Raw genomic sequence first — 25,623 nt, 5'->3', positions numbered from 1 at the left:
CCCGTGACATTTACCCCTGACTCGCGTGCGGCGTGGGTCCGACTGTTCATCGCGCTCGTCATCGGCTCACTTGGCAGCGTGGGCATGTGGTCGGTGGTGGTCGTCATCCCCACGGTGCAGGCCGAGTTCGGAGCCACCCGGGCTGCCGCGTCACTCGCTTTCACCTGTGCCATGATGGGGTTCGGTGTCGGCGGCGTCCTGATGGGCAAGCTCTCGGACAGGTTCGGGATTGTCCCGGCGATCATGATCGGCACCGCCGCGCTGGCGCTGGGATATGTCGGCGCGGGTTATGCCGGTGCGCTGTGGCAGTTCAACCTGATGCACTTCGCCATCGGGCTCGGTGCGGCCGCTACGTTCGGACCGCTGATGGCTGAGGCATCGCACTGGTTCGAACGCTACAGAGGCCTTGCTGTGACCATTGCGGCCAGCGGGAATTACATTGCCGGAACCTTCTGGCCGACGATCGTGGAACGCGGCACCACTTATGCGGGGTGGCGTGTCACCCACATCGCAATTGGAATTGGATGTGCGGCCGCCATGGCGGTCACCGTGCTCGTGCTGCGTTGGTTCATCGGAAAGGAAACGGTGCGCTCGCACGCGAACGCAGCCGCTCCGCAGATTGACCTGCGTATGAGCACCAACGCGCTGACCACGCTGCTTGGCATCGCTTCTATCGGGTGTTGCGTCGCCATGGCGATGCCGCAAGTGCACATCGTCGCTTATTGTGGTGATCTCGGTTATGGCGTTGCGCGTGGTGCGGAAATGCTGTCGCTGATGCTGGCCTTCGGGATCGTCAGCCGGATCGGATCGGGGTTCCTGGCGGATCGCATCGGCGGTTTGCGAACATTGCTGGTCGGCTCGATCGCGCAAGGCGTCGCATTGCTGTTCTATCTGTTCTTCGACAGCCTGACGTCGCTCTATGTTATCTCCGCGATGTTCGGCTTGTTCCAGGGCGGCATCGTGCCGAGCTATGCCATCATCGTACGGGAAGCGATGCCGGCGCACGAAGCCGCAACCCGTGTGGGCATCGTCATTTTTGCGTCGGTGGTGGGCATGTCGTTCGGCGGGTGGGTGTCGGGACTGATCTTCGACGCCACCGGGTCGTACGCCGCTGCCTTCCTGAACGGCCTAGGCTGGAACGCCCTCAATATTACTATTGTGGTTATGCTGCTGTGGCGGGCGCGCCAGCGTATGGCGTTCGCATAACTGCTAGACATTGACCGTCACGTCAGGGTCTCGTAACGGGACATGGAGCCTTGGCCTTCCCGGGACAGCCTGATGCATGATGATTTCGAAAAGGACTTGCGCGACCTTGCGGGACGAGGGCGTCTGCGCTCGCTGCGCGAGCGCTCGGGGATTGATTTCACCTCGAACGATTATCTTGGGCTCGCGGAATCCGACGAACTGAGCAAGGCTGCCGCTGATGCGATAGCCCGCGGGGTTCCCGTGGGATCTGGCGGCTCACGGCTGCTGCGCGGCAACCATTCCGAACACGAGGCGCTGGAGAGTGAAGCTGCCGCGTATTTCGGCGCGGAAACAGCACTCTATTTCGGTGGCGGCTATGTCGCGAATTTTGCGATCTTCTCAACGCTGCCGCAACGCGGTGACCTTATCGTTCACGATGAGCTGGTTCATGCCAGTGTGCACGAAGGACTGCGGCGTGGCCGCGCCGACTATGTCAGCGCTCCTCATAATGACGTGGACGCGTTCGATGCGGCGATTGTTCGCTGGCGCAACTCCGGCGGCAAGGGCAGACCGTGGATTTCGGTTGAAAGCCTCTACAGCATGGATGGGGATAGCCCGAATCTGGACGAGTTGTTCGCGGTCGCCGATCGTCACGGGGCGATGATCGTGATCGATGAAGCACACGCGACGGGCGTTCTGGGGCCCGAGGGGCGAGGATTGGCCGCTGCTTTCGAAGGCCGCGACAATGTTCTCACCCTGCATACCTGCGGCAAGGCATTGGGCACGGTCGGCGGTTTCATCGTTGGTCCGAAGGTCATCCGCGACTTTCTCGTCAATCGCGCCCGTCCCTTTATCTTTGCAACGGCTCCTTCGCCATTGATTGCCGCCGTGACCCGTGCGTCTCTTCGATTATCCCGGACGGACTCCACGCGGCGAGAACGATTGGCCCGCCTCGTTGAATTCGCGGGAAGCGAACTGCGCCAGCGCTGCAATATCGAGCCGTCAGGCTCGCACATTCTTCCTGTCGTGATCGGCGCTGACCAAGCCGCAGTGGCACTGGCGGCCGCCTTGCAGCGTCGCGGCTTCGATATCCGCGCGATACGTCCTCCGACCGTCGCCGAAGGCACGGCGCGTCTTCGTATCGCGCTGACGTTGAACGTGAACGAGACCGCCGTTGCGGAGCTTTTCGCGACGTTGTCGGACGAAATGCGGGCAGCAGCATGAACAGGCAGATCGTGGTCACCGGGACCGACACTGGCATCGGCAAGACGGTTTTCTCTGCAGCACTCACCGGTGCCCTCAATGCGTTCTACTGGAAGCCGATTCAATCGGGTTTAGAGGAAGAGACTGACACGCAGGCCGTGGTGCGTCTTTCGGGGATCGCGCCGACGCATGTGCTGCCCGAGCTCTACCGCCTGAACACACCGGCATCGCCGCACTTGGCCGCCGAAATCGACGGCGTCGCGATCGACCCCGCGAAACTGCTGCTGCCGAATGTGTCAGGTCCGCTCGTGGTGGAAGGTGCCGGCGGATTGATGGTGCCTCTGACGCGTGAGACGACTTACATCGATCAGATGGCACGGTGGCGAGCGCCGGTCGTGCTCTGCGCGCGCACCACGCTGGGCACGATCAACCACACATTGCTGTCCGTTGAAGCTCTGCGCCGTCGTGCCATCCCGCTGCTCGGCGTTGCTTTTATAGGCGATGAGAATGCGGACTCCGAGCGAACGATCGCAGAGATGGGACACGTGAAACGGCTCGGCCGTCTTCCTTCGCTCGCAGTGCTGACGCCGGACACCCTGCGGACGGCTTTCGCTCAGAACTTCACCGTCGAGGATTTTCTGAACGGAGCTGTGTGATGATATCGAAGTCGCCAGTCTGGCATCCGTTCACGCAGCACGCCGTGTTGCCGGACGCCGTGATGATCTCGCGAGGCGAGGGGGCCTGGCTCGAGACGGCAGATGGCCGCCGCATCTTCGATGCGATTTCATCGTGGTGGGTGATAACCCACGGTCATCGTCACCCTCATATTGTGCAGGCAATCAAGGATCAGGCGGATCGTCTCGATCAGGTGATTTTTGCCGGTTTCACCCACGAACCCGCAGAGCAGCTTGCCCGGCGGCTTGTCGCGATCACGCCGCCGCAGCTTGAATATGTTTTCTTCTCCGACAGCGGGTCGACCTCTGTCGAAGTCGCGCTCAAGATGGCGCTTGGCTTCTGGCGGCACAGCGGCGAGAAGCGCAGCCGCATTCTGGCGCTCGAAGGTGCCTACCATGGCGACACCATCGGCGGAATGTCCGTCGGTGAGCGCGGTGTCTTCAATGCGCCCTATGATCCTCTGCTGTTTGATGTGGAGCGCATACCGTTTCCGCGGCAGGGGCGAGAAGACGACACCTTTGCTGCGTTGAAAGCAGCCTGCGGTGGCGGCGGCATTGCGGCGCTCATTGTCGAGCCGTTGGTTCTCGGCGCGGGCGGGATGTTGATCTATCCGCCGTCTGTCCTTGCCGAGATGAAACGCATCTGCGAGGCGCACGGCGTTCTTCTCATCGCCGATGAGGTCATGACGGGATGGGGCCGCACCGGCACGTTGTTCGCCTGCGAGCAGGCGGGCGTCGTACCGGACATTGCATGCTATTCCAAAGGTCTGACAGGCGGATCGGTGCCGCTAGCGGTCACGCTTTGCCGCGGCGATATCTTTGACGCGCATTACTCCACGGACCGAACCCGGACCTTTTTCCATTCGAGCTCCTACACAGCCAATCCCATTGCCTGCGCAGCGGCGCTCGCAAATCTCGAGGTCTGGGAGCGGGAGCCGGTGATGGAACGGATCACTCAAGTCTCCGCCACGCACGCAAAACACCTCGAGGCATTCCGTGACAATCTGCGCTTTGCAAATGTCCGGCAGATCGGAACCATTGCTGCGCTCGATATCGTTGCCAACGATGCCGGCTACATGGCCGACATCGGCCCTCGGCTCTATCGGGGTTTTCTTGATCGCGGTTTGCTGGTGCGACCGCTTGGCAACACCGTTTATATCATGCCGCCCTATTGTTCGACGGCCGCCGATCTTGGTCAGGTTTACGACGCTATCGGCGAATTGGCCGCCGAAATCGCCTGACATTCGGACGAAAGACAAATTGGCGTCGATAGGCCAACACGCCGATTGCCCGGCGGCAACGGTCATTGTATGGGGATGATGCACCGTTGCCCTCAGGGCCGGCGGGGCCTGTAGCTCAATGGTTAGAGCCGACCGCTCATAACGGTCTGGTTGCAGGTTCGAGTCCTGCCGGGCCCACCAACGAATTCAACGGTTTGCGATGTGTTGCGCGAGGCCTCCCGTCTCGGCCCCAATGTTTCGCCAATTTTTCCACTCTTCGGTCGATAGCCGATAGCGTTGGCGGCGCTCTATTCAGAAGACCACAAGGTCGGAACTCCATTCGTTGCCGACGCGATGAACTGCTTCCTGAAGAACGCGTCCTACGCCGTCACGCACTGCGGCCTAACGCCCTGTCTATCCGTTTAGTTATTTCGTCGATGCCGGCGGGTTGATGTCTTACGGTGCCGAACTCGGGGTGCGCGGCGCCGATTACATCGATCTCATCTTGCGCGGGGCAGATCTAGATGAGCTCGCGCAGGAATTTGACTTGGGAATAAATATCGATAGCCAGTTGTGCTGACCGTTCTTAACCAGGCTTCAATTGAGACCCTTGTCCGGTCGGTGATCCCGAATTGAACCAGGTTCGCTAATTGATAAGCAAAGATCAAAAACGGAGTCAGTCAGCCAACTGATAAGCAAACACTCGAAAGCTTATCAGCCACGCTTGTCTGATCGTTGTGATTTCGAACGACTGAACACCCGACAGCCATACCGAACTCAAGCTGCCGCTCGGGCGTTGCAAAGCGGGCATGAGGCCCGCTTGGATCTGAAATGACTCATTCCTCCGTAAGGCATACAAAAGATGAATAGTGTGTATCCGAAAATTTCGATTGCTGCATGGTTCGCCTTTTGACTACCGTTTCGTCGGACGAAGCAATTACTGCGAGAGGGCATATGCCATCGAGCGCTCATATCGTCGAAGCATTGAAGAGGTCGTCGGTTACGACGCACCTCGCCAGGAGGACCGGATGAAACCGGCGCCATTCACACGCCACGTACCTCGCACGTTGGACGAGGCCGTGAATGCTTTGGCCGAATTCGCTCCTCGGGACGGGCGGGTCCTGGCCGGAGGCCAAAGCCTCGTGCCGATTATGGCCTTCCGCATGGCCTCACCGGCGCATTTGATCGATATCAACGAAGTGGAAGGGCTCGACCGCCTTGCCGTCGATGACGGATATCTGTCGATCGGTGCCTGCGTGCGACATGGAGCCTTTCACAGGCCGGTCGTTGAAGGTCCCATCGGCAGGCTTCTCGCCCATGTGGCTGGTCATATCGCTCATTTTCCCATTCGCATGCGCGGCACGTTCTGCGGCAGCCTCGCGCATGCCGATCCATCGTCGGAGTGGTGTCTCGTCTCTGCGACGCTCGGCGCGCGATTGGTCTTGAAAAGTGTACGCGGGGAGCGCGTGGTCCCGATTGACGAGTTTCTCGATGGCATCATGACGACTGCGCTTCAGGAGGACGAACTGCTCGTTGAAGCGCGACTGCCATTGTTGGCGGACGACACAAGATTTGGTTTTTACGAATTCAGTCGCCGCGCCGGCGATTTTGCAATGTCCGCTGCGCTCGTCACCTATCGGCTCGTCGATGGAAGGATTGCCGATCCACGGGTCGGTATCGGCGGCGCGGAGGCTCGTGCGCGGCGAATTCCAGAAGCAGAAAATGTATTAAGCGGGCAACTGCCATCGACCGAGCTTTTCGCATCGGCCGGCGAGGCCGCGGCTCTCGCGGTAGATCCCATCGAGGACATCCAGACGACGGCTGAGTATCGCCGCGATCTCGTCCAAGCAGTCACACGCCGTGCGCTCGACAACTCGACGCGCTAGCACACCGGCAAAAGCGTTGCTTGTCGGAGCGCACGCGCGATCCGGAGCGGGAGCTTCGGCTCACAGAGTTGCGTTCGATGCGGCATCTTTCTGGATGCCGTAGCGCCTGAATTTCGCGGAACCTGAGTGCAATAATTTTTTTGATGGGAGAATGGGATGACCGAAACAATCGCTTCGATCAGCATCGATCGCCGGCTGCTGATCTCCGGACTTGCCGTCGGCATCGCAGCCTTTCCGAACCGCGTATCCGCTCAGCAGCCTGCTTCGGCTCCAGCGGAGAAAGGCCCCAAGGTCTGGCTGGATATGGACCAGCGCGAACTCGACGACGCGTATAACCAGTCCAAGTATGCGCCGAACCTGCAGCAGCTTCTGAAGCGCTACGCCTCCAACAGCATCGCCATGCGCGATCGAATCGGCAAGCCTCAGGTGGAGAAGTACGGTCCAACTGCCATCGAAAGGCTGGAGATTTATTCACCCAAGTCTTCGAACGCGCCTATCCACATCTTCATCCATGGCGGAGCTTGGCGCCAGCGTCCCGCAACCGACTATGCTTTTCCAGCTGAAATGGTGACTAAGGCGGGCGCTCACTATGTGTTGCCGGACTTCGTGTCAGTCGACGAGACGAAAGGGGATCTGACGCCGATGGTCGAGCAAGTTCGCCGCGCCATCGCCTGGACCGTTCAGAATGCCTCCCGTTTCGGTGGAGATCCCTCGCGGGTCTATTTGTCGGGCTTTTCGTCGGGCGCCCATCTCGCCGGCGTGGCTCTGTTGACCGACTGGAAGAGGGACTTCGGTCTGCCGGATGACATCATCAAGGGTGCGGTTTTGTGTAGCGGATTGTATGACCTGAAGCCCGTGCGGCTTTCGGCGCGCGGGAAGTACGTCATCATGACCGATGATATCGAGCAGAAGTTCAGCACGCAGCGCCATATCGACAGGATACGTACGCCCCTGGTGCTCGCCCACGGCACCTACGAAACGCCGGAGTTTCAACGGCAAACGCGCGACTTCGCGAAGGCGGTCAAGGACGCCGGCAAATCCTGTCAGTTCTTTGTCAATGAAAACTACAATCATTTCGAGATGATGGAGACATTCGGCAATCCCTATGGGTTGCTCGGGCGCGCTGTTCTCACCCAGATGCAGTTGCACGTCTGACCGCCGATGGCGGCAACTCAAGGCGCGGTATCCTGCCAGACGCCGTCGCGCACCAGCTTTCGGCCGAATTCGCAAAGCATTTCGTGGAAGCGTTCTGCCGCGACGCCGAGCGTCCGAGCCTTTGGTCGTGCGACGAGCCAGGTGATTGAGAGATCCGCGATCGGACTGGCGGAGACCAGCCCCTGCTTCAGGAGGCTGCGGACACCGCACATCGGCAGTACGGTGTAGCCCAAACCTCCAATGACGAGATCGGTCATCAGGGGGAGCGTGTTCGCCTCGAAACGGATGTTCGGCTGGAGGCCATGAAGCCCCATCCCATTCTCGATCGTGAGTCGTAAGCTGTTCGGGCGCATCGTCAAAATCAAAGGCAGGCCTGCCAAAGCCTTGAGCGGCGTCGCCTTACGGATCGATAGTTTCTCGCTTGCCGGTCCGATCAGCATCATCCGTTCCCGCCCCAATTGCTGAGCGCCAATGCCATGAGTAGGCTCGCTGGAATTGGTGATGGCAACGTCGAGCAATCCGTTCGCGACAAGATCGCGCAGTTGCCCCGATGTCTCTTCGACAATGCGGACCACGATGCGGGGATACGCGGCATTGAATTTCTTGATGAGCGGGATGGCGATCAGGCCGCGAGGAGAGGGAGGGATGCCGAAAGCCACTTCGCCTGCGGGTTCCAGCGTCACCGCCGCCACGTCGCCTTTCAAGAGCCGGAGCTGCCGCTCAATGCTCTGAAGGCCTTCTTGCAATTGCTTTCCTGCCTCGGTGAGCAGCATGCCGCGACTGCCGCGAACGAACAACGGGGTCTGAAACTCCTCTTCGATCGCCTGGATTTGTCGACTGAGTGTTGGCTGCGAAACGCGTAAAGCTTGTGCGGCGCTGCTCAAATTGCCGTGCTCGATAACGGAAAAGAAGAATTTGATCTTGCGCTGATCCACGAGAGTTCCCTGCAGTATACGTTTTATGAATAGAAGTTATCTCAAAAATTCGATTGCTGCATGAAGAAGTTCTGCATAGCCTTCAGCCCTAGAAAAAGTAATCGACGGGGGGAGCCGTACGGATGGGACCGATACTTCGCTTAAGTGCTTTGTTTGTGGGGCTTGCACTGGCCTTTCCAATGATGGCGAACGCGCAGGAACCGATTAAGATTGGGGTTTTGCTGCCATTTACCGGCCCGCTCGCGAAGAACGGCATCGAGAACTGGGAAGCCATCCAGATCGCCCGCGACATGATTAACGAGCGCGGCGGCGTGAACGGCCATAAGATCGTCTACGTCCAGGGCGACGCCACGACACCAAACGCCGCGATCAGCGAAACGGAGCGCTTGATCAACAAAGAGGGCATCAAGATCACCACCGGTTCGTTCGCTTCGCCGATCGCCATCGCGGTCAGCCAGGCAGCCGAGCGCAATGGCGCCTTCCATTGGGAAACCACGGGCGCCGCCGAAGTGATCACGCGACGCGGCTTCAAGAACACCTTCCAGGTCGGCGCGCCGGCCCGCAAATACGGGCAGGCGGCGGTTGATTTCACCATGAACGACCTCGCCAAGCGTCTCAACAAGTCGGTTGGCGACCTGAAAGTCGCTCTTTTGTGGGAGAACCGCGCATTCGGGAAGTCGGTCGGTGACGGAATTCGTGCCTATGCGCAGACAAAAGGCCTGAAGCTCGTGTTCGACGAGGGGTACGACCAGACCGCGACTGACATGACGCCGATCGTGCAGAAGCTCAAGGACGTCGCGCCAGACGTACTGATCGCCATCTCGTTTCCGAACGATGCGATCCTGTTCCAGCGCAAGGCCAAGGAACTTGATTTCAACGTAGGCGCGTTCGTCGGAGTGAGCGCGGGCTATTCGTCAGCCGACTTGCGTGATTCGATCGGCGACTCGGTGGTCGGGATCTTCGTGGCTGATTTCCCGCCCAAAGTGAACGAGGACGTACTCAAACCAGAGGTCAAGAAGGTCGCCGAGGAATTCTACAAGCGCTACGAAGCGAAGTTGAAGCGTCCGCCGGCAGGCCATGCGGCGGCCGGGTTCTCGGCAATCTGGGCTCTGTTCACGGAGGTCCTTCCGAAGGCAAAAACCTATCAGCCGGATGAGCTTCGCGACATCGCGTTGAAGCTTGACCTGCCGGAAGGCTCGCTCGTCAACGGCAGCGGCATCAAGTTCACGCATTTCGATTGGGCCGATGATCCCAAGGATGCTGGTCAAAATCTCCGAGCTTCGATCGGCGTGTGGCAGTGGACGAAGCAAGGCAACGAGCAGGTCTATCCGCCGAACCTCGCGACCCATGAAGCGATCATGGTGCCGATGCCGAAATGGAGCGCGCGCTGAGGGGCGGGGCGCGAGGTACGTCCTCGCGCAACCCTCCGCAGGAATTTTGATATGGCCACCTTCTTACAGCTCCTTCTATCTGGGGTGCTCATCGGTAGCGTTTACGCGCTGATGAGCATCGGCCTCACGCTGATCTTCGGCGTTCTGAGGATCGTCAACTTCGCACACGGTGAGTTCCTCATGATCGCGATGTATGGCGCATGGGCATTCACGCACTTTCTCGGCCTCAATCCTTACTTCGCGGCGATAGCGATCGTGCCGGCAATGTTTCTGTTCGGCGGTCTGGTCTACCTGCTGATCGTCAGCCCGGCGCTCGACAAGCCTCACCTCGTCGTTGTCTTCGCGACCATGGCGTTGTCGATTTTCCTGCAGAACGCCGCATTGATGGCGATGACGGCAGACTTGCGCGACATTCCGCCCATCTTTTCCCGGTCGCTGACGATCGGCCCGATCTATGTGAAGGTTGAGCTGCTGCTCGGGTTTCTCGTCACGCTGGTTTGCACGGTTGCCCTGCAATGGCTGATCAAGAGCACGTATCTCGGCAAGGCAATCCGGGCGACGGTGCAGGACGGGGAAGCCGCGATGCTGATGGGAATCCCAGTGCCGCGCATCTTTCTCATTACGTTCGCCGCCGGCTCCGCCCTTGTGGGCCTTGCCGCCTGCGTCATGGTGCCCCTGTTCTCGGTGTTTCCGTCGGTTGGCCTGAACTTCGTGTTGATTGCCTTCGTCATCGTCGTGCTCGGGGGCATGGGCAGCATCGAGGGAGCGTTGCTCGGCGGCATATGTGTCGGAGTGATTCAGTCCCTCAGCGGATACTACGTCGCACCGGCGTTCGGGCAGCTCTTCTTCTTCGTCTTGTTCCTGTTCGTGATGATCTTCCGGCCTAACGGTCTGCTCGGCCAACAGGGCGCCGCGACCGTTGGAATGAATGACTGAGTGTCTCCATGTCTATCGTCGCTAATGCAAACGCGCCCCGAGGGCGCATCCCAACGCTACCGAGGCGCGGCCAGGTGTCGTGGTTCGAGATCGTTCTCCTGTTGCTATGCATCGTGGTGGTCGCTTTTGACGTTGCGCCGAGCCTGCTCGACGTCATCGTTCTGAGCTTCCTTTTTGCGGGATTGGCGCTGGCATGGAACATTGCCGGCGGATATGCCGGATTGATTTCGTTCGGTCACTCCGCCTTCTTCGGGGTCGGCGCGTACACTTCTACGATCTTGCTGACGAGGTACGATCTGACGCCGTGGATCGGAATCTGGGCCGGAGCGATTATCGCCGCGGTCTTCGGTTCGTTTCTCGCGGTGATCTGCGCGCGTCTGCGCGGACCGTTTTTCATTCTTTCGACCTTGGCGTTCGCGGAAGTCGTCCGCATTGTTGCGCTGAACTGGGCGTCGCTGACCGGCGGAGCGGAGGGACTTTCCATTCCCCCCATGTCTACCGTGGCTGGAATGGTGTTCGCATCAAAATCGGCCTACGCGGCGTTGATGCTCGGGTATCTTGTCGCCGTTTACAGTATCACCAAGGCGCTCGAAGCGTCCCGTTTTGGCTATTACCTGTTTGCCATCAGGGACAACGAAGACGCTGCTGGCGCAGCGGGCGTGAATCCTCTGATGGGGCGAGCCGCCGCCATGGCGCTCAGCGCAGCGCTCACCGGGATCGGCGGGTCGTTGTTTGCGCAGTATTTCCTCTATCTCGATCCGACTTACGTGATCTCGCCGGAGCTGTCGTTCCAGTTCGCCTTGCTGCCTGCGGTTGGCGGACTTGGCACCGCCATAGGTCCCGTCCTCGGATCCTTCCTGATTACTCCATTGTCCGAGCTTCTACGCTCGTACTTCGGCAACTCCGCAGCAGGCCTGCATCTCGTCATTTACAGCCTCGGACTCCTCGTTGTGATGCTCTATTTTCCCTCTGGTCTCGCCGGCGCGCTCAATAAGCTGACGCGGTGGAGGCCTTTCGCATGAGCGCATTGCTCGAAGTCCGCAACATCAGCCGTTCCTTCCGAACGACGCTTGCTGTCAATGATGTCTCGTTCTCGGTCCGGGAAGGCGAATTGGTCGGTTTGATGGGACCGAACGGCGCCGGAAAAAGCACGCTCTTCAATCTGATCGCTGGCGTACTCCCACCATCTGCCGGCGAGATTGTCTATGACGGCAGGACCGTCACCGGATGGAAGGCGCACGACATGGCGCGCGTTGGAATCGCCCGTACATTCCAGATTCCGAAGCCTTATCGCCAGTTGTCCGTCATCGAGAACGTGATGTTGAGCGCGTTTCTCCGAGAGAAGTCGATAGTCGGTGCCCGAAAAGTCGCTGCAGCGACATTGGATGACGTCGGGCTCGCAGACTTCGCGGAGTCGCCGGCAAGCTCTCTGACCGTCGGTCTCCTGAAGCGGCTGGAGGTGGCACGTGCTCTCGCAATGCGGCCCAAGCTGGTGCTGTTCGACGAAATCATGGCGGGGCTGACACCCACCGAAGTGGGCTCCATGACGAGTTTTGTCGCGCAGCTTCCCTCGCGTGGCATCACGGTGATCTGGGTCGAACACGTTCTGTACGCGATCATGAAGACCGCAACGAGGATGATCGTCATCAATCGCGGCAAGCAGATTGCCGAAGGAACGCCGGCGATGATGGCGCGCGATCCTGCCGTCGTCAAAGCGTATCTCGGTGAGGAGATCGCAATTGCTTGACGTCCGGCATCTGAACGCCTTTTACGGCGATGTGCAGGTCCTGCACGACATCAATCTCACGGTAAAGGCCGGCGAAATCGTCGGGCTTGTCGGCGCGAATGCCGCCGGCAAGAGTTCGCTGATGTTCACCATGGCGGGGTTGCGCACATCCCATCAGGGCGATGTCCTGCTCGATGGTGTGGCGATCAACGACCTCGCTGCCTATGAGCGGCCGGCGAAGGGGCTTGTTCTGGTGCCGGAACGTCGCCGGCTATTCCCATTCATGACGGTGCTCGAAAATCTGGAGATCGGCGCCTTTTCGAAGGACGCGCGCGCCCAAGCTCGGACAACGCTTGAAGAAGTCTTCGCGCTTCTGCCGGTCCTCGCGGAGCGGCGCAAGCAGCTTGCCGGCTCGATGAGCGGCGGCGAGCAGCAGATGCTGGCGATCGGGCGCGCGCTGATGGCGAAGCCGCGCGTCCTCCTGCTCGACGAGCCGACCGAGGGACTCGCGCCGATATACGTCAAGCTGCTGTTTGACCTCGTGGTCGATCTTCGCGCCAAGGGGCTCACGGTCATGATCGTTGAACAGAATGTCCATCACGTGCTCGCTACAGCGGACAGAGCCTACGTCCTGGAGAACGGACACATCGTGATGGAAGGCGAGGGCAAGCAGCTGCTTAACGATGATCGATTGAAGAAGGCCTATTTAGGACTGTAGAGATGATTACTGACATCCACTGCCACTTCGTTCCCGACGAGTTCTTTCGTTTCGCTGCAGCCCGTGATGAGTTCGCGATCAAGGTCAAGCGCCGCGAGGGAGATCTTGTCGACCTCGATATCCGCGGCATGCATTTCGGTCTGAACACGACGTTCTTCGATCTCGGCAAGCAGATCGAACGCATGCAGCGCGATGGTGTCGAGCGCACGATACTTTCTCTCGCGACACCGTTCATCGACTATCATCTCGACGCCGCCATCGCTGTCGAAGCAGCTCGCGTGTTCAACGATGCGCTCGCCGGAGCTATCGGGTCCGATCGCAAGCGCTTTGGCGGTTGGGCCGTGTTGCCGATGCAAAATCCGAAAGCCGCCGCGGACGAGCTGCGGCGCTGCGTGCGAGACTATGGATTCCTGGGCGGTCATATCGCGTCGAACGTGCGCGGTGTTTACCTCAACGACGAGCAATTCGAGCCGATCGTACGTGCGGCGACGGACCTCAATGTGCCTTTGTTCGTGCATCCAGCCGATCCTCTCGGCAAGGACCGCATGCGGGAATACGAGCTGACGATCGTCGCAGGCTACCTTTTTGATAACACGATCAACATCCTGAAGATGATCTGCTCGGGCTTCCTTGACAAATGGCCGTCGCTCAAGCTGGTCTGCGCTCACGCTGGTGCGTTCAGTCCGATACTGCGTGCACGCATGCAGCGCGAAGTCGATACGAATCCTCAGTTGCAACAGACCCTCAAGATGCCGGTCGGGGACTATCTGAAGCGACTTTACTTCGATAGCATTTGCTTCGAGCCCGCGATCCTACGATACGTTGTCGATGTGGTGCCGGTGGAAAGAGTGATGCTGGGAAGCGATGCGCCGTTCCCCTTGGGCGAGCCTGATCCGGTCAATTTCGTCCGGAACGCCTTGCCTTCGGATAAAGCCGATCTGATCCTCAGCCGCAATTTTGATCGTATGCTGGAGGCCTAAATGGAAATCCGCCGTCTGACCGTCATCAAGGATGTCGTTTTCACCGAAGGTGGTTTGTCGGCGGCTCGGCCGGTGACGCGGGTGGCGGCATGCGCGGTGATCGCAAATCCGTACGCGGGAAATCCGCAAGACGATGTCGAGCAACTGATCGCATTCGGCGCCGAACTCGGCGAGAAACTGGTCCAAGAAGCGCTGCCGCTGCTCTCCGGGCCTGCCACGTCGTACGGCAAGGCGGCGATCGTTGGCACGGCCGGCGATCTCGAACATGCTGCGGCGCTACTCCATCCCCGGATGGGTAAGCCGATGCGCGCTGCCATTGGGGGCGGGGCCGCCATCATTCCGTCGAACGTCAAAATCGGTGCTGTCGGTGAAGTTCTCGACGTGCCGCTCGGACACAAGGACGACGTCTGGTCTTTTGATCATTTCGACACATTGAGCGTGATGGTCCCGAATGCGCCGCGACCGGATGAGATCGTGGTGGTGGTGGCCCTCGCGGACGGTGGACGGCCGAGGCCTCGGGTCAAGAAGCCGGAGTAACATCACGCTCGGCTCGCGGGCTTCCAGGACGGATTTTGTCGAAGGCGGATAGAAGCAGGACATCTCATGGACGATCGGCCCGCACTCGAACATGTCCGCCTGACGGTAAACGGAGCGACGTTCGAGCGCGACGTTGAGCCGCGCCGGCATCTCGGCGATTTTCTTCGGCACGATCTAAATTTGACCGGCACGCACATCGGATGCGAGCACGGGGTCTGCGGAGCGTGCACGGTGATTGTGAACGGAGCGCCGGTTCGTTCGTGTCTGATGTTTGCAGGCCAGGCGAATGGTGCGTCGATCCTGACCGTCGAGGGGCTGGCGAGTGCGGACGGCGAATTGCATCCCGTTCAACAGGCATTTTGGAATCGGCATGGTCTCCAATGCGGCTTCTGCACGCCCGGGATGATCATGACAGTCGTCGCCCTGCTGGCGGAGCGGCCGGAAGCAGACGAGGGCGAGGTCCGAGACGCGATCTCGGGCAATCTCTGCCGATGCACCGGTTACGAGACCATTGTTGATGCAGCGCTCGATGCGGCACGAGCATCGCGAGAGGATACCTGATGGGCGTCCGCTATTTCGGTTCAGCAGTCCGTCGGGTCGAGGATCCGGTCCTGATCACCGGACGCGGGAAATATCTCGACGATCTGAAGATCGCGGGTGTGTTGCATGCGGCTTTCGTGCGCGCAGGCCACGCTCATGCCCGCATTGTAACTGTTGACTGCACAGCAGCGCGAAAAGTGCCGGGCGTCGTGGCGGTGTATGCTGCGGCGGATCTCGGCGAAGTCGCCAGGAAAGAGATGCCTCATACGGTGCCAGTCGGGCATCTCAAGCAACCGCTGAACTATCAGCCGCTCGCGGATCGCGAAGTCTGCCATGTCGGCGTTCCGATCGTCGTCGTGATTGCAGAAAGTAGATCGATCGCGGAAGACGCGGCGGCGCTCGTCGAGGTCGACTATGAGGTCCTCGATGCTGTTGCCGACTGGCGTACTGCGCTGAACGCCGACGCGCCGCGGGTGCATCTGGACTCCCCAGACAATCTCGTCGCCTCGCTTCACGGCCGCTTCGGGGCGGTTGAGGAGGTCTTTTCAAAGGCACCTCACGTTTTCTCCGAGACGTTCGAAACACATCGGGGCGGCTGTCATTCCATGGAGGGACGAGGCGTCGCCGCGTTGCCCGATCCAATGGGCGAAGGATTGACGATCTGGACCTCGACCCAGATGCCGCACATGGTGCGCCGACTGGTGGCCGATCATCTCGGGTGCGACGAACGCACGGTTCGGGTTATTGCGCCCAATGTCGGCGGCGGTTTCGGGCCGAAGGGCGTGTTCTATTCCGAAGAAGTCGTCGTGCCGCTCGTCGCCCTGAAGCTGGGACGGCCGGTGAAATGGGTCGAGGACCGCAGCGAGCACTTCGTCTCGACGGCGCAGCAGCGCGACCAGGCTTGGGTGGTAGAGGTTGCCGCCGATCACGATGGTCGTTTGTTGGCGGTTCGCGGTCGCTGCATTCACGATAATGGTGCCTATGTGCCGTACGGTACCGTCGCTGCCGTAACGTCGTTGGCGGCGTTTCCCGGACCCTATGCTTTGCAGGCGGTCGACATTCAGATCGACGTCGTTTTCACCAACCTGGTGCCCAATACGCCCGTTCGCGGGGCGGGACGGCCGACGGCGTGCTTTGTTCTCGAACGTCTCGCCGATCGGGTCGCGCGCGAACTGTCACTTGATCCTGCGGACGTAAGGCGCCGCAGTTTCGTCCGCAAGGATCAGTTTCCGTATCTCACGGGTATGAAGGCACGTGACGGATCGCCCATCAGTTTCGACAGCGGCGACTATCATGCCTGCCTGGAGGCGGTGCTGGAACGTGCCGGAGATGATTTCATCGCGCGGCAGGAGAGCGCGCGTGCTTCGGGTCGCTTCATCGGGCGCGGCATCGCGAGCTACGTCGAGGACACCGGTCTCGCACCGTTCGAAGGCGCCACCGTTCGCGTTGAGCCGAACGGGAAGGTGGTGGTCCAGAGCGGTGCGGCAAGCCAGGGGCAGGGCCACGCCACCATCTTTGCGCAGATCTGCGCAGACATTCTCGGCGTGCGCCTCGAAGATATCGTCGTCGAAGCCGCAGACACCGATAAATTCCCGCTTGGAATCGGTGCGATTGCGAGCAGGACGGCGGTCACCGCCGGCTCTTCCGTGCATCAGGCATCGGTGGCCGTGCGCAGCAAGGCCATCAAGATTGCGAGCGAGATGTTCGAGGTCTCGGAAGCCGACTTGGTGCTTGAGGACGGAGTTGTCCGTGTCGTCGGCGTGCCCGGAATGCAGGTCCCGCTGGCGCAGATCGCGTTTCGTCTGAACGGCATGTCGGGCATGCCGATGGTTGCCGGCGTCGAGCCCGGTCTCTCCGCGACGGCCTATTACGAGGTGCGGAAGAATACGTTTGCGAATGGCACCCATCTCTGCGAGGTCGAAGTCGACATTGACACCGGCCGGGTGGAAATTACGCGCTACGTGGTCGGGCATGATTGTGGAAAGCTGATCAATCCAATGCTGGTGGATGGGCAAGTGCGCGGCGGAGTCGTCCACGGCATCGGCAACGCGCTGTTCGAACGGATGATCTATGACGAGGCCGGGCAGCCGGTGACGACCAACTATGCGGACTATCTGCTTCCCACTGCGCCCGAAATTCCACGCATCGAGATCATCCATGTCGAGTCGCCGTCACCGCTCAACCCGATCGGCGTCAAGGGGGCAGGTGAAGGTGGCACCATTCCCGCCGCGGCATGTGTAATTGCCGCGATCGAGGATGCATTGAAGCCCTTTCATATCCGGATCACTGAACATCCGGTGTCACCGGCGCGCCTCCGGGACCTAATTCGGACCGCGCAAGCGTAGGTAACGAGAAATGCGGGACAGGATGCGAAGTGGAAATCGAACCATATCAGCAACCCGGTGTGGCTAGAGTGCAAGACATGATTCCGAAACCAGCATTCAAGTCCTCTCCGACGAATCCCGAAATCAAGGAGATACAGACCATTCCGGAGCGGCGCGTTGACATGCCCTATGCGCCAGCAATCCGTATCGAAAGCCCATGCGGTCTGTTGTTTATTTCAGGAGCAACGCCATCGCCGCTTTATCACAAACATCCGCATGATATCGCCGAGCACGATCACCCCAACAAAATCGAAGATCAAACGCGGCGCGCCATGGAGACCATCAAAACCATCCTCGATCATCAAGGGCTGGCCTGGACCGACGTGGTGAAGGTCACCAAGTATCTGACGGACATTCGTGATCAGGACGGGATGGTCGCCGTCTTGAAAGAGTATTTTGGTGATTGGACGCCGGCGAGCACGACAGTATGCGTTAATCAGCTTTCGACTCCCGGCGCTCGCGTCGAACTGGATATGGTCGCCGCATTGCCGAGTGTGTGATCCATCGCAAAGCTCACATAAGACTGAAGGTTCGAGCTGATGGTCGCGGCATTCGCAATGTCCGCTTGCGGCGCGAAACGATACCGGGTGCATTGAGCGGATTCAGTCAGATATCGGCGAGCAAAAGATAGAAATGAAGTCAGTCAGCCGACTGACAAGAAAGCTACCGAAAGCTTACCAGTTAGGCGTGCTCTCACCGCCCATAACCGCGGGCTGACGATGCTACAGATCCGCCTTCGCAGACTGCAGCGGTTTCCGACCGAACTCCGTCCTCAAAGGCTTAGGCCTCCCGTAGCGGGCAGTATCGATTTCCGGGCTTGATTTCGATCTCCTCGATTTCGGCACGCGGGCATTCGCGTGCGAACTGTCAATGGAATCTGCGAGGATGGGGTTGTCATGAATTCGTATACATGCATGATAAGTCGCGAAAATGGACAAGTGGGACGTTTTTCAGTCACTTCATGAATACGATTACACAGAGTTTTCCGTTAACGAGCAAGGACATAGCGCGGGCCGCGAAGGTCTCGCAGGCGACCGTCTCGCGCGTTCTGTCGGGAAATCCAAACGTCCAGCCGGAGACGCGGGAGCGCGTTCTGGCCGTGATGAGGCAGATGAACTATCGGCCGAATGCGATGGCGCGCGCCATGCGCACCAATCGCACCGGGAACATCGGGGTTGTCGTCTCGCGCCTCGCCAATCCGCTCTATCCGGAAATGTTGCAGATCCTCGGGCAACGGCTCACTGAAGCCGGGCTGCGGATGATGGTCTGGAATACGGACGAGACGGATGAAGGGGCGGCTGCGGCTGCCGTCAGAGAGAGTCTTGTCGACGGCGTCATCATGACGACCGCCACGTCGCTCTCGACACCGCTCTATGAGGCGGTGATGCTGAACGCACCGGTCGTCCTTATCCATCGTGTCGTCGAGGGGTGGCCCTGTGATCAGGTCACGAGCGACAATGCGAAAGGGGCTGCGACGGTCGCTGATTATGTCGTGCAGGCCAATCGCAAACGCATCGGTGTCATCGAAGGGCTGCCTCTGGCGAGCACCATTCGTGCACGTCAGACGGCGTTCCGGACTCGGTTGGATGAGCTTAAGCGTCCATTGGATCCGTCGTTGTCGATCCGCGTGGATTCCTTTTCCCACAAGACGGGATTTGATGCGGCCTCCTATCTTCTCGATCTTGCTCAGCCGCCGGATGTTCTGTTTTGCGTCAACGACGTGATTGCACTCGGCGCCCGTGATGCCGCGCGTATGCGAGGTGTGGATGTTCCGGGCAAGCTCTGGATCATCGGGTACGACGATATCGAGATGGCGTCATGGCCGGCGTTCGATCTCACCACTGTTCGTCAGCCGTTGAAGCAAATGGCGCAGGAAGCAGTGGCGCTTCTGCTGGAGCGCATTGCCGGCACTGCAATCGATCACAAGACAATCTGCCTGCCGAACGATCTCGTCATTCGTGGTTCGACCGGTGGTCACCGGCTGGAAAAGTGAGTGAGAAGTAAAACGATGCAAACGATCACTGAAGCGGTGCGTCAGACGCCGGTCCGACGAACGGTCGATGTTCTTGTCATTGGTGGTGGATCTGCGGGGCTTGCGGCGGCAACGTCTGCCGCGCGACTGGGGGCCGATGTGCTGCTGGTCGAGAAGAATGGCTATCTCGGCGGGACGCTCGCAATGGTCACGCTTGGGAGTATTTGCGGCCTGTACACGGTCACCGAAACGGATGTCATCCCGGTGGTGAGGGGATTTGCCAGCGAGTTGATCGAACGGATGGATCGCGTTGGCGGCATCAAGGGGCCCATGCGTTGGTTCGAGACCGCTTCGCTGCTTTACGATCCGACCTCAATCAAGCTGGTCGCGGATGAGATCGTGACCGAGGCGGGTGTCAAGGTCGCCTTCCACAATATTGCTGTTGCCGTCGTCAAGGATGGAAGCCGCATCAAGGGCGTGATTTTTGAGGGGCGAGATGGCCGTTGGGCCTGTATGGCGACGACGGTGATCGATTGCACGGGGGACGCGAATATCGCTGCCTTGTGCAATGCTGAATTCGAACACGATCCGTCGCTGATCCAGGCGCCGACGACCATGTTCCGTTTTGGCGGTGTGGATACGGCGCGGGCGACTGCGATGACGCGCGACGACCTTCGCAATCATCTCGAAAAGGCTGTCGCGGCCGGACTGCCGCTGCCCCGCACGGCCGGGGGCATGTTCAGCTTCCGCGAAGGAGCGATGCATCTGAACATCACGCGCGTTCTGCGCGGCGAGCGTTCGCCGGATCCGCTCAACACGGAAGAGGTGTCGGAGGCTGAGATCAATGGCCGTAGGCAACTCAAACTTTATCTAGATGCGTTCCGTCGGTTTGTACCCGGCTACGAAAACGCGTTCATTGCGGATATCGGCTCTGAGATCGGCGTGCGTGAAAGCCGCCGCATCAAGGGCGATTACTGGCTCACGCTCGATGACGTGATGAATGAAGCTCGCTTCGAGGATTCAATCGCGTGCAGTGCCTGGCCAGTCGAAGAGCACGGCGCAGGTCGGGCGACAAAGTGGATATTCCTCAAACCAGGTACCTTCTACGAGTTGCCGTTCCGGATGCTGCTGCCAGTCGGTGTCGACGGATTGCTCGTTGCAGGGCGGTGTTCGTCCGCGTCGCATGATGCGCACGCGTCGATGCGTATTGCCGCTGTCTGCATGGCGCTCGGCGAAGCTGCCGGTGTCGCTGCTGCGCAGGCCGGCAACACAGATATTCGCCGGCTCAAAGCGAGCGGCATTCGCCAGCAGCTTGAGAAGCAAGGGGCACTGATCGGCCCGCTTCCCGAAGGCTCCCAACAACAAAAGTCCGGACAAGTTATCCACGCATGAGTAAGCGCAATTATCGATCCAATTTCGAGCCGGGTACAACACGGTGGGCGATCCGCCGCGCGCAATGGCGCGCGCTGGGATTGACCGACGAAGACATGACGAAGCCGAAGATCGCCGTGATCAATTCGTCTTCGGAGATATCGATCTGCTTTAGCCACCTCGATGAAGTCGCGGAGATCGTGAAGCAGGGAATTCGCGAAGCGGGTGGCTTGCCGTTCGAAATCAAGACCACAGCGCCGAGTGATTTCATCACGGGTGCAGGACGCGGCGGACGTTATCTGATGCCGTCGCGGGATCTTCTCGTGAATGACATCGAAGTGGCGGTGGAGGGCGCTGTGCTGGACGGCATGGTGTGTCTGTCGAGTTGCGACAAGACGGCGCCGGCTCACCTGATGGCTGCAGCGCGGCTCAATGTTCCGAGCATCCTCGTGATCGGAGGATACCAGGCGTGTGGCCGGCTTCATAACAAGCCGGTCGATATCGAAGATGTTTTCGAATCGGTTGGCGAGCTCGCGACGGGCCATATCACCACGAAGGAAATCGAGGAGATGTGCGAAATTGCGGTTCTCAGTCCGGGCGTTTGCGCCGGAATGGGGACGGCCAACACGATGCACATCATGGCCGAAGCCCTTGGCATGACGCTGCCGGGGAGCGCGCCGGTCGCCGCATCTGGACTACGCATGCGCGATTTCGCGCGGGAGGCTGGAAAGCGGATCGTATCTCTCGTGAATGAGGATCTGCGGCCGCGGGACATTATGACTCCTGCAGCCTTCTCGAATGCGATGGCGGTCGGACTCGCGGTGAGCGGTTCGATCAACATGTTGCGCCATCTTCAGGCGGTTGCCTCTGAAGGTGGGATCGAGGCAAATGTCTATGAACTCATTCACGAACTCGGCCGGAAGGTGCCGTTATTGTGCGCGATCAAGCCGAACGGCAGCGGACGCATCGAGGAGCTTGAAGCTGCCGGCGGCGCACGAGCGGTGATGAAGCAGCTCGAGCCAGTCCTCGATCGCGGCGTCATGACGGTGTCTGGCCGGACCGTCGGCGATAACTTGTCAAACATCACAGTTGAAGGCGGTGTGCTCGGCAGCCTGGAACAGCCGGTCAGTCCGGGACCCTCTGTCGTCATCTTGCGCGGTTCGCTCGCACCGCAAGGCTCCATCATGAAACTCGGTACAGGCAAGGCCGCGAGCTTCCGTGGACAATGTCGTGTCTTTGAATCTCAAGAAGCGGCCATGGAGTCGCTTGCGCGTGGCGAGATCAAGGGCGGCGAAGTGATCGTACTGCGCGGGCTGGGCGCGCGGGGAGGGCCGGGCGTAGCATCGGCGTCCTGGTTTGTTGCTGCTGTCAATGGCGCGCGGCTCGGAGAAGAGATTGCCGTGATCACGGACGGCCAGCTGTCCGGTCTCAATCGAGGTTTCACCATCGGGCAGGTGATGCCCGAAGCGGCCGACGGTGGGCCGATCGCGCTTGTACGTAACGGCGATAGCGTGTCGATCGACGTTGAGGCTCGCAGCATCGAACTTGAAGTGCCCCAAGCCGAGTTGGACGAGCGCCGCGCGGCACTGCCGCCGTTCGTCAACTCCGAAAAGACCGGCTGGCTCGGGCTTTATCAGGATCGCGTTCAGCCACTGACGCAGGGTGGAACACTGAAGCCGCGAAGCGCCATTTGATCGGACCGGACAGCGCCGATCACAACAGAAGATCAAGAAGCGCCTGAACAGGGCGCCTACTCGCAATCAGTAGCATCAAGGGAGTAAAGCGATGGAAATGACACGTGCGGAATTTTTGAAGCTGGCATTGGGCATGGGCGCGGGCGCCGCGATTGGTGCACCGCTCAAGGCTTTCGCCGCAGGTCTGACCGGTACGATTAGCTACCTGACTTATGAATCGCTGCCGACAACAAAGAAGGTGACGGGCGATCTGATCGCGGCGCTGGAAGCGGCAAATCCGGGATTGAAGATCAATCCGCTCTTCACATCGCCCGAAGCCGTTCGCAAGCAGGTGGCCTCGATGCTGCAAAGCGGCACCGCGCCTGATATCGTCAATCTCGATATCGAGGATGCGACGCTGTACGCTCACTCCAAGTTGCTTGAGCCGGTGTCCGATATCGTTGGCACCATCAAGAATCTTCCGGATCGCTGGCGTGCGCGCATCGATGGCCAGGATTTCTTCGTGCCAATGGGCGTGAAGTTCACCTATAGCTGGTATCGCTCCGATTTGTTCGAAAAGGCGGGATTGCAGCCGCCGAAGACATGGGCGGAGTTCGAAGCCGCGGCAAAGAAACTGACCGGCGACGGTCAGTACGGCTATGTCGTGAGCTCCAACGAGACCGGGGACAATCCGGTATCCTCGCTGTTCAGCTACGCATTCTCCAACGGCGTGAACTTCGTCGATGACGACGGCAATGTCGTCTTCGATCAAGGAGAGAACAAGGCTGCGCTTGCGGAGACGCTGGCGTTTATCACGCGGATGTCGAAGTTCTCGCCGAGCGGAACGAACTTTGGCTGGGGTGAGATCATCAACTCGTTTGCGTCCGGCAAGGTCGCGATGGCCGACTACATCGGATCGCGCCTGTTCGCAGTGACGAGCCAGAACAATCCTCAGCTCGCCGAAGTCACCAAGCCGATGCTGCAGCCATATGGAAAGGCGACCGCCAATCGCCTGTCGGCCGAGGGCTTCATGGTCTTCAAAGGCTCGAAGAACAAGGAAGTGGCAAAATCCATCATCACGTATCTGCGCGAAGGGCAGCGCTACTTCGACTATCTCTGGTCAATTCCCCTGCATGTTCTTCCGGCCACCAAGGAAGACTTCCTCGGCGGCTATCAGCAGGATGATTTCGTCAAGAAGCATCAGGACATCGTGAAGGTCATCGATTCCGCGTGGGATCACGCGCGTAATCCCGTCTACGACCTGAAGGGAACGAAGCCCAGCTGGCAGCGCGCAAGGATCTACACGAGCACTGTTTACAACAAAATGCTGGCGAACGTGGTGCAGGGCGGCGCTGATCCTGCGGCCGCCATCGATCAAGCTGCGAAAGCGGCTCGCGCGCTGGTCAAGAACGCCTGAACTGACGGACGCCGATCGTGACGGGAACGAACGTACTTCGCAGACTCGATTTTTCAGGAATCGCCTTGTTACTTGTGGCGATCCTGTTCATCGCAGTGATGATCATTCCCGTCACTTGGGCGATCGTGTTGGGATTCACCAACAGTGGACCGTTCCAAGCCGGCATGACGTTTGCCGGCTTTGACAACTATCAGACCATTTTCAGCGATCCGGCATTCTGGCGCGCCCTCGTTATCGGTTTGATCTATGCGACCATCTCGACGGCACTTGAGGTAGTCCTGGGAGTCGGGATCGCAATTCTCATTTTTCGGCATGGCAGCCCGTTCGTGACGAGCTTCGTGCTGATGCCTTACATGATCCCAACGGTGACCACTGCACTGGTCTGGCGTTGGATGACAGATAGCCTCAATGGCATTTTCAACCAGTTGATGGTGCATTCGGGTTTGATTCACTCGGCTATCGAGTTCACCAGCACCGGCGTGCTCGCCATGTCTTTGGTGACGGCCGCCAGTGTCTGGCAATTCACGCCCTTCGTGGTTCTTGTTGTCCTCGCAAATCTCGGAACGATCTCACCGAGCGTCTATGAGGCGGCCCGCGTAGATGGCGTGAATTGGTGGCAGGAATTGATCTATGTCACCATTCCGATGCTGCGCGCGCCGATCCTGCTGGTCATCCTGCTTCGCGGGATATGGATGTTCAATCGGTTTGATATCATCTGGCTGCTCACGTCAGGTGGCCCAATCGGTGGAACGACCACGCTTCCGCTCTATGCCTACGTCCAGGCCTTTGGAAACAACGACTACGGCGTCGGCGGCGCAGTCTCGACCGTTATTTTCATGATCCTTCTGGTGTTCGGCATCGTCTACATCCGTGCTTTCCATCCGGAGAAGGAGGTGGCACGTGGCTGAGCGTCGATCTCTTTTGCCTAAAATCCTGATCGGGATTTATTTGATCCCGACGCTGTTTCCATTCTACTGGATGCTCAAATCCGCGCTGGAGACGCCGGCGGATGTCTATAAGCCGCGGCTGTTGCTCGGCAGTTTCACGCTGGAGAATTTCAGCACGCTTCTGAAGACGACGAATTTTCTCGTGACAGCGTCGAACAGCCTGCAGGCTGCTCTGATCAGCAGTACGATCGTCGTGGTCTGTAGCGGCCTCGGCGGATACGCACTGGCGAGAACAAATATCCCGCGCAAGGCGCTCATCGCCCAGATTGTGCTGTTCTCCTACATGTTCCCCGAAGTGTTGCTCGGAATTCCATTCTTCGCGCTCTTTCAGAAACTGGGGCTGTTGAACTCCATCTGGGGGCTGGCGATTGCTCACGTCACGCTCAGCCTGCCCTTCGGACTCTGGTTGATGTGGCAGTTCTACCAGGCGCTTCCGATGTCTTACGAGGAAGCCGCGGAGATGGATGGAGCGTCGAAGTTCCAGACTTTCCTGATGGTCATGGTGCCTTTGTCGATCCCTGCGCTGACGGCCGTCTTTATCTTTGCCTTCGCCGCGTCATGGAACGACTTCGTGCTGGGCCTGATGCTGATCCGCGACGATCAGAAATTCACGTTGCCGATCGCCATGAGCCTGTTCGTGCAGCAGATGGAATTGAACTGGGCGGTGATCCAGGCCGCGAACTTCCTGCTCGCGTTGCCCGGTCTGCTGCTGGTGTTGTTTGGCCGCAAATATCTCGTCCGCGGCTTCCAGACCAGCGGCCTTGCGAACTAAG

Annotated in this window: 23 protein-coding genes and 1 tRNA gene; 23 read left to right on the top strand and 1 reads right to left on the bottom strand. The window is 59.4% G+C overall.

Translation table 11 applies throughout. From position 1 onward, the window contains the following. Window positions 1-84 precede the first annotated feature (84 nt). From ACP0KA_RS05575 to ACP0KA_RS05545, 7 genes are all read left to right on the top strand, one after another. On the top strand, window positions 85-1,206 hold the full coding sequence (locus ACP0KA_RS05575; protein WP_424631489.1) for an MFS transporter: 1,122 nt from the start codon (window positions 85-87) through the stop codon (window positions 1,204-1,206). A gap of 72 nt (window positions 1,207-1,278) precedes the next feature. Further along, on the top strand, window positions 1,279-2,409 hold the full coding sequence (locus tag ACP0KA_RS05570; RefSeq protein ID WP_424627847.1) for an 8-amino-7-oxononanoate synthase: 1,131 nt from the start codon (window positions 1,279-1,281) through the stop codon (window positions 2,407-2,409). Next, window positions 2,406-3,044, top strand: a complete 639-nt coding sequence (gene bioD, locus ACP0KA_RS05565) for a dethiobiotin synthase (RefSeq protein WP_424627846.1) — start codon at window positions 2,406-2,408, stop codon at window positions 3,042-3,044. The genes ACP0KA_RS05570 and bioD overlap by 4 nt, the downstream gene beginning before the upstream one ends. Beyond that, window positions 3,044-4,303, top strand: a complete 1,260-nt coding sequence (locus ACP0KA_RS05560) for an adenosylmethionine--8-amino-7-oxononanoate transaminase (RefSeq protein ID WP_424627845.1) — start codon at window positions 3,044-3,046, stop codon at window positions 4,301-4,303. The genes bioD and ACP0KA_RS05560 overlap by 1 nt, the downstream gene beginning before the upstream one ends. A gap of 104 nt (window positions 4,304-4,407) precedes the next feature. Further along, window positions 4,408-4,483: transfer RNA gene (locus tag ACP0KA_RS05555), tRNA-Ile, on the top strand. An 827-nt stretch (window positions 4,484-5,310) separates the two neighbouring features. Then, window positions 5,311-6,168, top strand: a complete 858-nt coding sequence (locus tag ACP0KA_RS05550) for an FAD binding domain-containing protein (RefSeq protein ID WP_424627844.1) — start codon at window positions 5,311-5,313, stop codon at window positions 6,166-6,168. 156 nt (window positions 6,169-6,324) lie between these two features. Then, complete coding sequence (locus ACP0KA_RS05545) at window positions 6,325-7,323, top strand: alpha/beta hydrolase (protein WP_424627843.1); 999 nt, start codon at window positions 6,325-6,327, stop codon at window positions 7,321-7,323. A gap of 17 nt (window positions 7,324-7,340) precedes the next feature. On the opposite strand, the gene ACP0KA_RS05540 is transcribed toward ACP0KA_RS05545, so the two are convergent. Beyond that, window positions 7,341-8,258: a LysR family transcriptional regulator gene (locus ACP0KA_RS05540; protein WP_424627842.1), complete on the bottom strand. Its 918-nt coding sequence runs from the start codon at window positions 8,256-8,258 to the stop codon at window positions 7,341-7,343. A 122-nt stretch (window positions 8,259-8,380) separates the two neighbouring features. On the opposite strand from ACP0KA_RS05540, the gene ACP0KA_RS05535 reads away from it, so the two are divergent. From ACP0KA_RS05535 to ACP0KA_RS05460, 16 genes are all read left to right on the top strand, one after another. Then, the gene (locus tag ACP0KA_RS05535) at window positions 8,381-9,649 is read left to right on the top strand and encodes an ABC transporter substrate-binding protein (protein ID WP_424627841.1); all 1,269 of its coding nucleotides are present in this window, start codon (window positions 8,381-8,383) and stop codon (window positions 9,647-9,649) included. 51 nt (window positions 9,650-9,700) lie between these two features. Then, a complete protein-coding gene (locus ACP0KA_RS05530) occupies window positions 9,701-10,585 on the top strand; it encodes a branched-chain amino acid ABC transporter permease (protein ID WP_424627840.1) in 885 nt (294 codons plus the stop codon). A gap of 8 nt (window positions 10,586-10,593) precedes the next feature. Continuing rightward, complete coding sequence (locus ACP0KA_RS05525; protein ID WP_424627839.1) at window positions 10,594-11,607, top strand: branched-chain amino acid ABC transporter permease; 1,014 nt, start codon at window positions 10,594-10,596, stop codon at window positions 11,605-11,607. Further along, the gene (locus tag ACP0KA_RS05520; RefSeq protein ID WP_424627838.1) at window positions 11,604-12,332 is read left to right on the top strand and encodes an ABC transporter ATP-binding protein; all 729 of its coding nucleotides are present in this window, start codon (window positions 11,604-11,606) and stop codon (window positions 12,330-12,332) included. The genes ACP0KA_RS05525 and ACP0KA_RS05520 overlap by 4 nt, the downstream gene beginning before the upstream one ends. Beyond that, window positions 12,325-13,029: an ABC transporter ATP-binding protein gene (locus ACP0KA_RS05515; protein WP_424627837.1), complete on the top strand. Its 705-nt coding sequence runs from the start codon at window positions 12,325-12,327 to the stop codon at window positions 13,027-13,029. The genes ACP0KA_RS05520 and ACP0KA_RS05515 overlap by 8 nt, the downstream gene beginning before the upstream one ends. Window positions 13,030-13,031: 2 nt before the next feature. Further along, window positions 13,032-14,009, top strand: a complete 978-nt coding sequence (locus ACP0KA_RS05510; protein WP_424627836.1) for an amidohydrolase family protein — start codon at window positions 13,032-13,034, stop codon at window positions 14,007-14,009. After that, window positions 14,010-14,546: an amino acid synthesis family protein gene (locus ACP0KA_RS05505; RefSeq protein ID WP_424627835.1), complete on the top strand. Its 537-nt coding sequence runs from the start codon at window positions 14,010-14,012 to the stop codon at window positions 14,544-14,546. A 66-nt stretch (window positions 14,547-14,612) separates the two neighbouring features. Next, window positions 14,613-15,107: a (2Fe-2S)-binding protein gene (locus ACP0KA_RS05500; RefSeq protein ID WP_424627834.1), complete on the top strand. Its 495-nt coding sequence runs from the start codon at window positions 14,613-14,615 to the stop codon at window positions 15,105-15,107. Beyond that, a complete protein-coding gene (locus ACP0KA_RS05495; protein ID WP_424627833.1) occupies window positions 15,107-17,431 on the top strand; it encodes a xanthine dehydrogenase family protein molybdopterin-binding subunit in 2,325 nt (774 codons plus the stop codon). The genes ACP0KA_RS05500 and ACP0KA_RS05495 overlap by 1 nt, the downstream gene beginning before the upstream one ends. Before the next feature lie 29 nt (window positions 17,432-17,460). After that, window positions 17,461-17,970 (top strand): RidA family protein, encoded by a 510-nt coding sequence (locus ACP0KA_RS05490; protein WP_424627832.1) that lies wholly within the window; start codon window positions 17,461-17,463, stop codon window positions 17,968-17,970. A gap of 461 nt (window positions 17,971-18,431) precedes the next feature. After that, a complete protein-coding gene (locus ACP0KA_RS05485) occupies window positions 18,432-19,463 on the top strand; it encodes a LacI family DNA-binding transcriptional regulator (protein WP_424627831.1) in 1,032 nt (343 codons plus the stop codon). 15 nt (window positions 19,464-19,478) lie between these two features. Continuing rightward, window positions 19,479-20,834, top strand: coding sequence for an FAD-dependent oxidoreductase (locus tag ACP0KA_RS05480; RefSeq protein WP_424627830.1), 1,356 nt, complete (start codon window positions 19,479-19,481; stop codon window positions 20,832-20,834). Next, a complete protein-coding gene (locus ACP0KA_RS05475) occupies window positions 20,831-22,507 on the top strand; it encodes a dihydroxy-acid dehydratase (protein WP_424627829.1) in 1,677 nt (558 codons plus the stop codon). The genes ACP0KA_RS05480 and ACP0KA_RS05475 overlap by 4 nt, the downstream gene beginning before the upstream one ends. 91 nt (window positions 22,508-22,598) lie before the next feature. After that, window positions 22,599-23,903 carry an ABC transporter substrate-binding protein gene (locus ACP0KA_RS05470; RefSeq protein ID WP_424627828.1) on the top strand — a complete coding sequence of 435 codons (1,305 nt, stop codon included), beginning with the start codon at window positions 22,599-22,601 and terminating at the stop codon, window positions 23,901-23,903. Window positions 23,904-23,920: 17 nt separating this feature from the next. Then, window positions 23,921-24,811 (top strand): carbohydrate ABC transporter permease, encoded by an 891-nt coding sequence (locus ACP0KA_RS05465; RefSeq protein ID WP_424627827.1) that lies wholly within the window; start codon window positions 23,921-23,923, stop codon window positions 24,809-24,811. Further along, window positions 24,804-25,622: a carbohydrate ABC transporter permease gene (locus tag ACP0KA_RS05460; protein ID WP_424627826.1), complete on the top strand. Its 819-nt coding sequence runs from the start codon at window positions 24,804-24,806 to the stop codon at window positions 25,620-25,622. The genes ACP0KA_RS05465 and ACP0KA_RS05460 overlap by 8 nt, the downstream gene beginning before the upstream one ends. Window position 25,623: the final 1 nt, after the last annotated feature.

The organism is Bradyrhizobium sp. SYSU BS000235 (assembly GCF_049747295.1).
Classification (GTDB): Bacteria; Pseudomonadota; Alphaproteobacteria; order Rhizobiales; family Xanthobacteraceae; genus Afipia.
The sequence above is the reverse complement of the archived record's forward strand: the minus strand, read 5'-3'. Positions and strand labels throughout refer to the sequence as shown.

Coding starts and splice junctions, on each gene's coding strand:
- ACP0KA_RS05575 (WP_424631489.1), top strand. CDS start 85: ATGTGGTCGGTGGTGGTCGTCATCCCCACGGTGCAGGCCGAGTTCGGA.
- ACP0KA_RS05570 (WP_424627847.1), top strand. CDS start 1,279: ATGCATGATGATTTCGAAAAGGACTTGCGCGACCTTGCGGGACGAGGG.
- bioD (WP_424627846.1), top strand. CDS start 2,406: ATGAACAGGCAGATCGTGGTCACCGGGACCGACACTGGCATCGGCAAG.
- ACP0KA_RS05560 (WP_424627845.1), top strand. CDS start 3,044: ATGATATCGAAGTCGCCAGTCTGGCATCCGTTCACGCAGCACGCCGTG.
- ACP0KA_RS05550 (WP_424627844.1), top strand. CDS start 5,311: ATGAAACCGGCGCCATTCACACGCCACGTACCTCGCACGTTGGACGAG.
- ACP0KA_RS05545 (WP_424627843.1), top strand. CDS start 6,325: ATGACCGAAACAATCGCTTCGATCAGCATCGATCGCCGGCTGCTGATC.
- ACP0KA_RS05535 (WP_424627841.1), top strand. CDS start 8,381: ATGGGACCGATACTTCGCTTAAGTGCTTTGTTTGTGGGGCTTGCACTG.
- ACP0KA_RS05530 (WP_424627840.1), top strand. CDS start 9,701: ATGGCCACCTTCTTACAGCTCCTTCTATCTGGGGTGCTCATCGGTAGC.
- ACP0KA_RS05525 (WP_424627839.1), top strand. CDS start 10,594: ATGTCTATCGTCGCTAATGCAAACGCGCCCCGAGGGCGCATCCCAACG.
- ACP0KA_RS05520 (WP_424627838.1), top strand. CDS start 11,604: ATGAGCGCATTGCTCGAAGTCCGCAACATCAGCCGTTCCTTCCGAACG.
- ACP0KA_RS05510 (WP_424627836.1), top strand. CDS start 13,032: ATGATTACTGACATCCACTGCCACTTCGTTCCCGACGAGTTCTTTCGT.
- ACP0KA_RS05505 (WP_424627835.1), top strand. CDS start 14,010: ATGGAAATCCGCCGTCTGACCGTCATCAAGGATGTCGTTTTCACCGAA.
- ACP0KA_RS05500 (WP_424627834.1), top strand. CDS start 14,613: ATGGACGATCGGCCCGCACTCGAACATGTCCGCCTGACGGTAAACGGA.
- ACP0KA_RS05495 (WP_424627833.1), top strand. CDS start 15,107: ATGGGCGTCCGCTATTTCGGTTCAGCAGTCCGTCGGGTCGAGGATCCG.
- ACP0KA_RS05485 (WP_424627831.1), top strand. CDS start 18,432: ATGAATACGATTACACAGAGTTTTCCGTTAACGAGCAAGGACATAGCG.
- ACP0KA_RS05480 (WP_424627830.1), top strand. CDS start 19,479: ATGCAAACGATCACTGAAGCGGTGCGTCAGACGCCGGTCCGACGAACG.
- ACP0KA_RS05475 (WP_424627829.1), top strand. CDS start 20,831: ATGAGTAAGCGCAATTATCGATCCAATTTCGAGCCGGGTACAACACGG.
- ACP0KA_RS05470 (WP_424627828.1), top strand. CDS start 22,599: ATGGAAATGACACGTGCGGAATTTTTGAAGCTGGCATTGGGCATGGGC.